At 66.9% G+C, this 11,402-nt stretch carries 13 protein-coding genes; 10 read left to right on the forward strand and 3 right to left on the reverse strand.

Translation table 11 applies throughout. The features are described 5' to 3' along the window. The first annotated feature begins 82 nt into the window (after nucleotides 1-82). Nucleotides 83-292 (forward strand): DUF4287 domain-containing protein, encoded by a 210-nt coding sequence (locus JOF57_RS08015; RefSeq protein ID WP_209915530.1) that lies wholly within the window; start codon nucleotides 83-85, stop codon nucleotides 290-292. On the opposite strand, the gene JOF57_RS08020 is transcribed toward JOF57_RS08015, so the two are convergent. Both JOF57_RS08020 and JOF57_RS08025 read right to left on the reverse strand, forming a co-directional pair. Next, nucleotides 289-1,191, reverse strand: coding sequence for a pyridoxamine 5'-phosphate oxidase family protein (locus JOF57_RS08020; protein ID WP_209915532.1), 903 nt, complete (start codon nucleotides 1,189-1,191; stop codon nucleotides 289-291). The genes JOF57_RS08015 and JOF57_RS08020 overlap by 4 nt on opposite strands. A 15-nt stretch (nucleotides 1,192-1,206) precedes the next feature. Continuing rightward, complete coding sequence (locus JOF57_RS08025; protein ID WP_209915533.1) at nucleotides 1,207-1,668, reverse strand: VOC family protein; 462 nt, start codon at nucleotides 1,666-1,668, stop codon at nucleotides 1,207-1,209. Nucleotides 1,669-1,811: 143 nt separating this feature from the next. Here JOF57_RS08025 and JOF57_RS08030 point away from each other — a divergent pair, with 143 nt between their 5' ends. From JOF57_RS08030 to xerD, 6 genes are all read left to right on the forward strand, one after another. Beyond that, nucleotides 1,812-2,333 carry a CGNR zinc finger domain-containing protein gene (locus JOF57_RS08030; protein ID WP_209915535.1) on the forward strand — a complete coding sequence of 174 codons (522 nt, stop codon included), beginning with the start codon at nucleotides 1,812-1,814 and terminating at the stop codon, nucleotides 2,331-2,333. Between the two features lie 100 nt (nucleotides 2,334-2,433). After that, a complete protein-coding gene (steA, locus tag JOF57_RS08035; RefSeq protein ID WP_209915537.1) occupies nucleotides 2,434-3,618 on the forward strand; it encodes a putative cytokinetic ring protein SteA in 1,185 nt (394 codons plus the stop codon). 14 nt (nucleotides 3,619-3,632) lie between these two features. Continuing rightward, the gene (locus tag JOF57_RS08040; protein WP_209915538.1) at nucleotides 3,633-4,574 is read left to right on the forward strand and encodes a copper transporter; all 942 of its coding nucleotides are present in this window, start codon (nucleotides 3,633-3,635) and stop codon (nucleotides 4,572-4,574) included. 143 nt (nucleotides 4,575-4,717) lie between these two features. Further along, entirely contained in the window at nucleotides 4,718-6,472 is a 1,755-nt protein-coding gene (locus JOF57_RS08045; RefSeq protein ID WP_209915541.1) for a CTP synthase, read from the forward strand. After that, entirely contained in the window at nucleotides 6,465-7,085 is a 621-nt protein-coding gene (locus JOF57_RS08050; protein WP_209915543.1) for an NUDIX domain-containing protein, read from the forward strand. The genes JOF57_RS08045 and JOF57_RS08050 overlap by 8 nt, the downstream gene beginning before the upstream one ends. Continuing rightward, complete coding sequence (xerD, locus tag JOF57_RS08055; protein ID WP_209915544.1) at nucleotides 7,082-8,038, forward strand: site-specific tyrosine recombinase XerD; 957 nt, start codon at nucleotides 7,082-7,084, stop codon at nucleotides 8,036-8,038. Before JOF57_RS08050 ends, xerD begins: the two co-directional genes overlap by 4 nt. On the opposite strand, the gene JOF57_RS08060 is transcribed toward xerD, so the two are convergent. Further along, the gene (locus JOF57_RS08060) at nucleotides 8,035-8,787 is read right to left on the reverse strand and encodes an O-methyltransferase (RefSeq protein ID WP_209915546.1); all 753 of its coding nucleotides are present in this window, start codon (nucleotides 8,785-8,787) and stop codon (nucleotides 8,035-8,037) included. The two genes, xerD and JOF57_RS08060, sit on opposite strands and share 4 nt — an antisense overlap. 118 nt (nucleotides 8,788-8,905) lie before the next feature. On the opposite strand from JOF57_RS08060, the gene JOF57_RS08065 reads away from it, so the two are divergent. The 3 genes from JOF57_RS08065 to scpB are packed head-to-tail and all read left to right on the forward strand — an operon-like array spanning nucleotide 8,906 to nucleotide 11,402. Beyond that, the gene (locus JOF57_RS08065) at nucleotides 8,906-9,790 is read left to right on the forward strand and encodes a ParA family protein (RefSeq protein ID WP_209915548.1); all 885 of its coding nucleotides are present in this window, start codon (nucleotides 8,906-8,908) and stop codon (nucleotides 9,788-9,790) included. Continuing rightward, on the forward strand, nucleotides 9,787-10,656 hold the full coding sequence (locus JOF57_RS08070) for a segregation/condensation protein A (RefSeq protein ID WP_307869978.1): 870 nt from the start codon (nucleotides 9,787-9,789) through the stop codon (nucleotides 10,654-10,656). The genes JOF57_RS08065 and JOF57_RS08070 overlap by 4 nt, the downstream gene beginning before the upstream one ends. Nucleotides 10,657-10,664: 8 nt before the next feature. Beyond that, nucleotides 10,665-11,402: an SMC-Scp complex subunit ScpB gene (scpB, locus tag JOF57_RS08075; RefSeq protein WP_234937748.1), complete on the forward strand. Its 738-nt coding sequence runs from the start codon at nucleotides 10,665-10,667 to the stop codon at nucleotides 11,400-11,402.

The following is an 11,402-nucleotide window of genomic DNA, read 5'->3' on the forward strand; positions in this document are numbered from 1 at the left end:
TGCATGTCGGGGCATCGCGATGAGTTTGCGCCAGGTTCCCGGTCAGAACGTCCAAACACGTTGCAACCGAAGGAGCGGCCCCATGGCGGAATCTGTGAAGGGACCGGCGAGTTACTTCCCGTCGATCGAGAAGAAGTACGGCCGGCCGATCGGTGAGTGGCAGGAGCTGATTCGGTCATCGCCGTTGGACAAGCACATGGAGTTGGTCGGTTGGCTCAAATCCGAGCACGGTCTGGGCCATGGGCACGCCAACGCTCTGGTCGCCCATACCCTTGCCGAGGGTCGCACCTAGTCCTGTTCGGCGGTCAGGTCGGGGTTGGCCGGCGACAACTCCGCAGAGCTCCACTGCAGTGGGCTGACCTGGGTCAGCTCCACCACCTCGGCGATCGTGAAATCGACCGCGCATTGCGTGCCGGCACTGGAATCGGCCTCATCCCAGTTGATTTCGGCGGTGCCGGTGAGTTGGATCGTCGATCCGGAGGACCAGTCGACCACCAACAGCCCACACCGCGGATTGGCGTCGATATTGCCCAGCGTCATGAACATGGAGTTCCCGCGGTAGTCCGGCCAGCGCAACTGCCGGGGTGAGAGCACTTGCAGAAAGCCGGGATTGCCGCCGCGGTGGGACGCGTCGGCATTACCCGCCGTATCCGCCGACCCGATGAAGAAGGTGTCGGTAGTGGCGATGAGCCCTTGCTGTCGGTCGGTCAGTGACTCGCCACGGTGCACGTCGGGCAACTCCATCGGGGACCGTACCCCGGCGATGTCCCTCCGCGAGATGTACTTGGGGCAGTTCGAATACACCTGCTCGGTGTGGATCCGCAGCCCTGTCCCTGCCGCGTCGGCGGTGCCGTTGACCCGCATCCGGCGTCGGGTCTGCGGCTCGATGGCGAGCATCCCGATCTGCTGACCGCCGCGCAGCACATCGCGGACCGGATCGCCCGGCGCGGGCAGCCTGTCCAGCAGGATGGTGCGTGGATCGTCGGCGTGGACGAAGCCGGGTGGGCCAGCGATCAAGCTGGTCCACATCCGGCCCTCGTCGTCGGCCGCGGTGATCACGATCATCGGCTGTTCGGCCAGGAACGCGGCAGCGGCCGCGGGAACTTCGGTGCGGATCATGCGGCCGACGCGGGTGGCGATGGACTCCTGTCCCATCCGCCGCTGCACCGCCAACTCGCCCGAGTGATACATGTTCACCTGCTCGGCTCAGAAGAATCCGCAGGTGGGGGCCGCCCCGTTGGGCGCGGGAGCGCTCTGCGCCCCGTTCGGTGCGTACACCTCGAGCCGGGTTCCGTCCGGGTCGGTGAAGAAGATGCCTCCGGAGGACGCTCCCTCGCCGTGCGCCACGACGCCGTCGTGCGCGAACTCCGTGCCCAGCGCCTTCAACGCCGCCTCGACGCTCCGCACCTCGTCGATGCTGGCTGCCTCGAACGAAAGGTGGTGCAGGCCTGGTGTTTCCGTGGAGAACCGACCGTTGCTCTGCTGCCAGAGGGTCAGCCGCAGCGTTCCGCCCGTGCCGAGGAAGGCGTACCGGTGCTGGCCCTCGCTGTTGACGGCCAGCGGTTCGAAACCCAACGCGTTGCGGTAGAAGGCGACGGAGCGGTCGAGGTCGGTGACGTTGATGCCGACGTGCCCGGGGGTGAGCTGGGGCGTGGTGGTCCCGGTCATGCAGTCCTCCTGAATGGCTAACCGATGTAATTGCTTAAGTAGGTTAGAACGAGCTCGATACGGTCGTCAACCACCTATTCGAATTTCGATGGTTAGTTCGGCGGGTGATCCGTGCTGTCGGCGGCTCCTGGTTACTCTCAGGTATGCGTGATCCGCGTCCGCATGTCGGCGAACCTCTTGCGCTGGATCTGCTGAACACCCGGTGGATGTCGGCGGATGGCCCACAGGACCTACTCGCAGATGTCGAGGGCCTGCAGTGCTGGTTGCTGGCCAACGGACTGGAGGGTCGCTGCGAGGCGGACGAGAAGTCACGGATCGCACTGGTGTCTGCCCGCGAGGCAATACTTCGGGCCCTGCAGGACGGGTCCGTCGACGAGGTGAATGAGGTGCTGGAACGAGGCCGGATCCGACGCACACTCACGGGATCGGGGCCCGTCGAGGCAGCCGAGGTGTCGCGGCCGGAATGGCTCGCCGGCTGGCTGGCCGCGGACGACATGTTGCGGTTGCTGGGTGAGGCGCCCGATCGGATCAAGCAGTGCGCGCATCCGCACTGCATCCTGTGGTTCCACGACACCTCGAAAAACGGAGCCCGCCGCTGGCACTCGATGGCCACCTGTGGCAATCGGGCGAAGGCTGCGCGGCACTATGCGGCGAAGCGGGATTGAGACCGATTGGCTGTTACTGGTGTGACAAAAGCCAACTTGTGAGGCTGGTGGTACGGCGCGCCTCCGCCCCCTGACCGGCGATGCCGGACAGAATCGGCGCATGAAGATGTCCACGCTGCTCACCCGCAATGCCAGTACTCGTCCCGGAGTGACCGGCACTGCGCGAGTGGACCGCGACATCGATCGGCTGCTGCGCCGCGTCGGCCCCGGCGACATCGTCGTCCTCGACGCCCAGGATCTGGACCGGATCACGGCCGATGCGCTGGTCGAGGCCCAGATCGCCGGTGTCGTCAACGCCTCGCCGTCCATCTCGGGGCGTTATCCGAACCTGGGACCGGAGGTGCTCGTCGCCAACGGGGTGGTGCTGATCGACGAGGCTGGGCCGGACGTCTTCCGGAAGATCAAGGACGGTGCGCGGATCCGCTTGAACGGCGGCGGCGTCTACTCCGGTGACCGACGCATCGCGGTGGGTACCGAGCGCAACGATCAAGAGATCCACGAACTGATGCACGACGCCAAGAGCGGTCTGGTGGCGCACCTGGAGGCGTTCGCGGGCAACACGATCGAGTTCATCCGCAGCGAGAGCCCACTGCTCATCGACGGCATCGGAATCCCGAACGTCGACGTGGACCTGCACCGCCGGCACGTGGTGATCGTCGCCGAGGAACCCGACGCGGCCGAGGACCTCAAGGCGCTCAAGCCCTTCATCAAGGAGTACCAGCCGGTGCTGGTCGGCGTCGGGGCCGGTGCGGATGTCCTGCGCAAGGCCGGCTACCGTCCCGCGCTGATCGTCGGCGACCCGGACAAGATGAGCGTCGAGGTGTTGCGGTGCGGTGCCCAGGTGGTGTTGCCCGCCGACGCCGACGGTCACGCCGCCGGGCTAGAACGCATCCAGGACCTCGGGGTGGGTGCGATGACGTTCCCCGCTGCCGGATCGGCGGCTGACCTGGCGCTACTGCTGTGTGATCACCACGGAGCGTCCCTGATCGTCACCGCCGGTCACACCGCCTCGATCGAGGAGTTCTTCGACCGCTCGCGCCAGCGCAGCAACCCGTCGACGTTCTTGACCCGGTTGAAGGTCGGGGAGAAGCTCGTCGACGCCAAGGCGGTCGCGACCCTGTACCGCAGTCGGGTGTCCGGCGGAGCGATCGCCCTGCTGGTCCTGGCCATGCTGGTGGCCGTGGTGGTCGCGCTGTGGGTGTCGCGGGCCGACGGTGCCGTGCTCGACTGGGTCGTCGACTACTGGAATCGCTTCACGCTCTGGGCGCAGGGTCTGATCAGCTAGTGGGGCGGTGAGCTGTGATCACGCTACGTGCACACGCGATTTCGTTGGCGGCAGTGTTCCTGGCGCTGGCCGTCGGAGTGGTCCTCGGTTCGGGTCTGCTGTCCAACACCGTGCTGGCGGGACTTCGGGACGACAAGGTGGACCTTCAGCATCAGATCGAGACACTGAATGACGGCAAGAACGCGCTGAACGAAAAGCTCAATGCCGCAGGTGAATTCGATGCGCAGATGGCGCCACGAATGGTACGCGACGCCTTGAAGGGCAAGTCGGTCGTGGTGTTCCGCACACCCGACGCCGCCGACGGTGATGTCGATGCGGTGTCGCGGTTCGTCCGCGACGCCGGTGGGACGGTGACCGGGAAGGTGTCACTCACGAGCGAGTTCGTCGAGGCGAATTCGGCGGACAAACTGCTCTCGGTGGTCAACTCGCCTATCGTGCCTGCCGGCAAACAGCTGAGCACCGCGGCGGTGGACCAGGGGTCGCAGGCCGGCGACCTGTTGGGGATCACGTTGCTGATCGACCGGAACCCGGCCGCGGCGCCCGTCGACGACATGCAGCGTCAGACCGTGCTCGCTGCGCTGCGCGACACCGGGTTCCTGACGTATGACGATCCACACATCGGCGCCGCCAACACGGCGCTGATCGTCACCGGAGGCGGACTCGGTGACGATGGCGGCAACCGCGGCGTCACCGTCGCCCGCTTCGCCGCCGGGTTGGCCCCGCACGGCACCGGCACGGTGCTCGCCGGACGCTCGGGGTCGGCCTCGGGAACCGGTCCGGTAGCGGTGACCAGGTCAGATGCCGGTTTGTCCGCGATGCTCAGCACCGTGGACGACGCCGATTCCAGCGCCGGTCAGATCACCGCCGTTCTGGCGCTGAGCGACCTCCTGGCCGGGGGGAAGCCGGGCAAGTACGGGACCGGGCAGGGCGCGACGTCGGTCACCATCCCGCAATAGGGGTGGACCGGACTCAAATTTGTCCGTGGCGTGTGCGGCGCGCCAGCGGCGGCCTGTCGGTGTCGGTGTTAAGGTGAGATTCCGTGGGTCGGCAGGCCACAAGCAGTTTCTCGATTCCCTGCCCGTCGTCACGGAGGATGCTTTTGCCCGCCTTACGCAAGCACCCGCAAACCGCCACCAAACACCTCTTTGTCACTGGTGGCGTGGCGTCTTCGCTCGGTAAGGGGTTGACCGCCTCGAGCCTCGGTCAGCTGCTGACCGCGCGGGGACTGCAGGTGACCATGCAGAAGCTCGACCCTTATCTGAACGTCGATCCCGGCACCATGAACCCGTTCCAGCACGGTGAGGTGTTCGTCACCGAGGACGGCGCCGAGACTGACCTCGACGTCGGTCACTACGAACGGTTCCTGGACCGCGACCTGTCCCAGTCGGCCAACGTGACCACCGGTCAGGTCTACTCCACGGTGATCGCCAAGGAACGTCGTGGCGAGTACCTGGGCGACACCGTGCAGGTGATTCCCCACATCACCGACGAGATCAAGCGCCGCATCATGGCGATGGCAGAGCCTGACGCGTCCGGTCATCGCCCCGATATCGTGATCACCGAGATCGGCGGCACGGTCGGCGATATCGAGTCGCTGCCCTTCCTGGAGGCCGCGCGTCAGGTGCGCCACGAGGTGGGCCGGGACAACTGCTTCTTCCTGCATGTGTCGCTGGTGCCGTACCTGGCCCCGTCCGGTGAGCTCAAGACCAAGCCCACGCAGCATTCGGTGGCCGCGCTGCGCAGCATCGGTATCACCCCCGACGCGCTGATCCTGCGGTGTGACCGCGATGTGCCCGAGCCACTCAAGAACAAGATCGCGCTGATGTGCGACGTCGACATCGACGGGGTGATCTCCACCCCGGATGCGCCGTCGATCTACGACATCCCCAAGGTCCTGCACCGCGAGGAACTCGACGCCTACGTGGTGCGTCGGCTCAACCTGCCGTTCCGCGACGTCGACTGGACCGAGTGGGACGATCTGCTGCGCCGGGTGCACGATCCGCAGGAGACGGTCCGGATCGCCTTGGTGGGCAAGTACATCGACCTCTCGGATGCCTACCTGTCGGTGGCCGAGGCCCTGCGTGCCGGCGGGTTCAAACACCGCGCGAAGGTGGAGATCCGTTGGGTGGCCTCCGACGACTGTGAGACCGATCAGGGCGCAGCGGCCGCGTTGTCCGATGTCGACGGGGTGCTCATCCCCGGCGGGTTCGGTATTCGCGGCATCGAGGGCAAGCTCGGGGCGATCTCCTTCGCCCGCAAGCGCGGCCTGCCGGTCCTGGGACTGTGCCTCGGTCTGCAGTGCATCGTAATCGAGGCGGCCCGGTCGGTCGGGATCGCCGGCGCCAACTCTGCCGAGTTCGATCCCAAGACCCCGGATCCGGTGATCTCCACGATGGCCGATCAGGAGGACGCCGTTGCCGGTGAGGCCGATCTGGGCGGCACCATGCGGCTGGGCGCGTACCCCGCGGTGCTGACGTCCGGATCGATTGTGGCGCAGGCCTACCAGGCCACCGAGGTGTCCGAGCGGCACCGGCACCGTTTTGAGGTCAACAACGCCTACCGGGACCGGATCGCCGAGAGCGGACTGCGGTTCAGCGGAACCTCTCCGGATGGGCACCTGGTGGAGTTCGTGGAGTACGACTCGAAGATCCACCCGTTCCTGGTCGGCACCCAGGCCCACCCTGAGCTCAAGAGCCGGCCCACCCGGCCGCATCCGTTGTTCGCCGCGTTCATCGGCGCGGCGCTGGACTACAAGGCCGAGGAGCGGTTGCCCGGCATGGACCTTCCCGAACATTTCGCTGAGGAAGCTGAGGACGGCGCGAGTCCGGTGGACGAAGCCGCTTCTCTTGGCTGAACACGACTTCGAGACCCTGGCCAGCGAAACCGTCTACGTCGGAAACATTTTCGCGCTGCGCGCGGATGAGGTCAGCATGCCCGGCGGCACGTCGGCCCGGCGCGAGGTCGTCGAGCACTACGGTGCGGTCGCCGTGGTGGCCCTCGACGAGGACGGCAACGTGGTGCTGGTGTACCAGTACCGGCATCCGGTCGGGCGTCGGCTCTGGGAACTGCCTGCCGGTCTACTCGACCTGGGCGGGGAACCTCCCGAGGTGACCGCCGCGCGCGAACTCTCCGAAGAGGTCGGCCTGGCCGCCGCGCACTGGCAGGTGCTGGTGGACCTCGATTCGACGCCAGGTTTCTCCGACGAGAGCGTCCGGATCTTCCTGGCCACGGGGTTGACCGACATCAGCCGTCCCGAGGCTGAGCACGAGGAAGCCGACATGGTGGTCGAACGGGTGCCGCTGGCCGAAGCCGTGCGGCGGGTGTTCTCCGGCGACATCGTGAACGGCATTGCGGTGGCAGGCATTCTGGCCGCGCATGCGGTGCCCGACAGGGAGGCGTTACGCCCGGTCGACGCGGTGTGGACCGACCGGCCGACAGCGTTCAGGCGGCGCAAAGGTCTGTCATGACCACACCGTCACCCCTCCGATCAGCCCTCGACGACCAACTGCAGGGCTACCTCGATCACCTGACGATCGAGCGGGGCGTGGCGGCCAACACCTTGAGCTCGTACCGGCGCGACCTGCGCCGCTATGCCGAACACCTGACCCAGCGCGGAATCGAGGATCTGGCCAAGGTGGCCGAGGCCGATGTCAGCGACTTTCTGATCGCGCTGCGTCGGGGCGACCCCGAATCGGGAGTGACCGCACTGTCGGCGGTGTCGGCGGCCAGGGCCGTGGTCGCAGTCCGCGGACTGCACCGGTTCGCCACCGCCGAGGGCATCACCGACACCGACGTCGCCCGCGGGGTCAAACCGCCCACGCCCAGTCGTCGGCTGCCCAAGAGCCTCACCCTCGACGAGGTGCTGGCGTTGCTCGAGGCCGCCGGCGGGGAGAGCGAGGCCGACGGTCCGCTGACGCTGCGTAACCGGGCACTGCTGGAACTGCTGTACTCCACCGGCGCCCGCATCTCCGAGGCGGTCGGACTCGACGTCGACGACATCGACACCCACGCGCGTTCGGTGCTGCTGCGCGGCAAGGGCGGCAAGCAACGGCTCGTACCCATCGGACGCCCGGCGGTCACGGCGCTCGATGTCTACCTGGTGCGGGGGCGTCCGGACCTGGCTCGCCGGGGCCGGGGCATCCCCGGAATCTTCCTCAACGCCCGCGGTGGCCGCCTGTCCCGCCAGAGCGCGTGGCAGGTGCTGCAGGATGCGGCCGCGCGGGCCGGCATCACCTCGGCGGTCTCCCCGCACACGCTGCGGCACTCGTTCGCGACACACCTGCTCGACGGCGGCGCCGACGTGCGCGTCGTGCAGGAACTGCTGGGCCACGCCTCGGTGACCACCACGCAGATCTACACCATGGTCACGGTGTCCACGCTGCGCGAGGTCTGGGCCGGAGCCCACCCGCGGGCACGCTAACCGCCCAGGTACTCAGACTCCAGCACGAGGTCCGGCAGCAGCGTCTGGTACTCGGCATGGGTCTTGTGGTGCTTCGTGTCCCACTGCGAGCCCTGCTGCGCGTGCATGTAGGCCAGGTACTTCGGTGCGCCCGGCAACTTCACGTTGTCGGCGACGACGATCGAGCCCCGGTGCAGCCAACCGCGGTCCAGCAGGCTCTGCAGGTCCGTCAGGTAGGCGTTCTTGTCGTGATCGAGGAACACGAAATCCAATCCGCCGGTGTCGAACCCACTGGCGGCCAGCGCATCCAGCGTGCGGCCCCCGTCGCCGATGGTCCCGACGACGCAGGTGATCCGGTCGGCCACCCCGGCATGGGTCCAGATGCGTCGCGCGATGTCGGCGTTGGTGGGGGAGAACTCCACCGAGAACACCCGCGCGGCCGGCGCGGCGCGGGCGATGCGCATCGCCCCGTACCCGCAGTAGGTGCCCAGCTCGAGGGCCAGTCGCGGGTTGGCCCGGACGACTGCGGTGTCGAGCAACGCACCCTTCTCGTCGCCGACGTTGATCAGGAACGACTTCTCGTAGGCGAATTTGTCGATGGTGGCGATGACGTCGTCGAGATCCCCCGCGCGGGCATTGGCCACGACATAATCGGCGGCCGCGACCTCCCGTCCGTCACCCCATTGCCCGGTGCGGGCGAAGTGTCTGGCGCCGATTCCCATCCGGATGAACGACCACCGCAACAGCGGTAGCCGCTGTTTGAGACTCATGACGCACACCATATGCGCAGGTTTGCCCGCGGGTCTGCCCGTTCTGGCTGCATGGCGACGTTAAACTTGCCGGGATGTGCGCCGAGACTGCGGGATGCCTGACCAGGAGTGGTGGGGTATGACCGACGACAGCGCACACGACGGCCTCTTCGAACACAGCTCACCCGAACTCGGCCTCACCGGCCGGCCACCGCGCGACATTCCCGAACCACGGCCCCGTACGACCCACGGTCCGGCCAAGGTCATCGCGATGTGCAACCAGAAGGGCGGGGTCGGCAAAACCACCTCGACCATCAACCTGGGTGCCAGCCTGGCCGAGTACGGGCGCCGGGTGCTGCTGGTGGACCTCGACCCGCAGGGCGCATTGTCGGCGGGCCTCGGGGTGCCGCACTACGAGCTTGCCCACACGGTCCACAACCTGCTCATCGAACCGCGGGTGTCGATCGACGAGGTGGTGATCAAGACCCGGGTCAGCGGCATGGACCTGGTGCCCAGCAACATCGACCTGTCGGCCGCCGAGATTCAGCTGGTCAACGAGGTGGGTCGCGAGCAGTCCCTGGCCCGGGCCCTGTATCCCGTGCTCGACCGGTACGACTACGTGCTGATCGACTGCCAGCCCTCGCTGGGCCTGCTCACGGTCAACGGGCTGGCGTGCGCCGACGGTGTGATCATCCCCACCGAATGCGAATACTTCTCGCTGCGCGGGTTGGCGCTGCTGACCGACACCGTGGACAAGGTGCACGACCGGCTCAACCCGAAGCTGTCCATCAGCGGCATCCTGGTCACCCGCTACGACCCGCGCACGGTGAATGCGCGTGAGGTCATGGCCCGCGTCGTCGAGCGATTCGGTGACCTGGTGTTCGACACCGTGATCACCCGGACCGTGCGATTCCCGGAGACCAGCGTGGCGGGCGAGCCGATCACCAGCTGGGCACCCAAATCGGGCGGTGCCATCGCCTACCGCTCGCTGGCGCGTGAAGTCATCGACCGGTTCGGCGCGTGAACGATGTCCTGAACACCCCGACCACCGATGGTGCCGAAGCCAATGCCCCGGTCGGGGACGAGCCGGCCACCGGCGATCAGCAGAACCGCTTCCAGGTTCGGCTCACCAACTTCGAGGGACCGTTCGACCTGCTGTTGCAGCTGATCTTCGCGCATCGCATGGACGTCACCGAGGTGGCATTGCACCAGGTCACCGATGATTTCATCGCCTACACCAAGGAGATCGGCGCCCGCCTCGAACTCGACGAGACCACGACGTTTCTGGTGATCGCGGCCACGCTGCTGGATCTGAAGGCGGCCCGGTTGCTGCCGTCGGGTGAGGTACAGGACGAGGAAGATCTCGCCCTGCTCGAGGTCCGCGACCTCTTGTTCGCACGGCTGTTGCAGTACCGGGCGTTCAAACACGTCGCGTTGATGTTCGCCGAACTGGAGGCCGCGGCGCTGCGCAGCTACCCGCGCGTCGTGTCGCTGGAGGACTGCTTCACGGACCTGCTGCCCGAGGTGATGCTCGGCGTCGACGCCGGCAAGTTCTCGGAGATCGCGGCGGCCGCGTTCGCGCCACGCCCGGTGCCCACGATCGGCATCGACCACATCCATGCGCCCAAGGTGTCGGTGCCCGAACAGGCGAACCGGATCATCGCCCTGCTGGAACAGCGCGGGATCGGCGAATGGACAACTTTCTCCGAACTCGTGGCAGAGTGCACCGACGGACTTCAGATCGTCGGCCGCTTCCTGGCACTGCTCGAACTCTTCCGGGCCAGGGCGGTAACATTTGAGCAACCAGAAGCGCTTGGAGTGCTCCAGGTTTCGTGGACCGGAGATCGGCCGACCAGCGAACATCTGGCAACCGCTGATGCGGAAGAATAGCGAGAACAATGACTGACGAGATCTCCGACATCGGAGTTCGGTCCGATGATGCCCCGGGTGAGGTGTTCCCGGTCGGAGATGACCTGGGCATTGATGTGGCGACGGTTCCCGAGCTTGAGGACGGTGAACTGGGCGCGGTGCTCGAGGCGCTGCTGCTGGTGGTGGACACGCCGGTGACGGTGGATGCGCTGGCCTCGGCGACCGAACAGCCCGCCTACCGGGTGATGGCCAAGCTGCGACTGATGGCCGAGGACTTCGCCGCCCGCGACAGCGGTATCGACCTGCGCGAGGCTGCGGGCGGCTGGCGGATGTACACCCGGGCGCGTTATGCCCCGTACGTCGAGCGGCTCCTGCTCGACGGCGCCAGGTCCAAACTGACGCGGGCCGCCCTGGAGACCCTGGCGGTGGTGGCCTACCGGCAGCCGGTGACCCGGGCGCGGGTCAGCGCGGTGCGCGGCGTCAACGTCGACGCGGTGATGCGGACGCTGGTGGCGCGCGGTCTGATCACCGAGGCGGGCAACGATCCGGATTCCGGCGCGGCGGCATTCGCCACGACCGAGTTGTTCCTGGAACGGCTGGGCCTGTCCTCGCTGACCGATCTGCCCGACATCGCGCCGCTGCTGCCCGATGTCGACGTGATCGACGATCTGAGCGAAACTCTCGGCGACGAGCCGCGTTTCGCGAAACTCAATGGTGGCCCATCCGGCAGCAACAAGTCGCTGGCCTTCGACGTGGATAAGGACTGA

It is taken from the genome of Mycolicibacterium lutetiense (assembly GCF_017876775.1).
In the GTDB taxonomy this organism is placed as follows: Bacteria; Actinomycetota; Actinomycetes; order Mycobacteriales; family Mycobacteriaceae; genus Mycobacterium; species Mycobacterium lutetiense.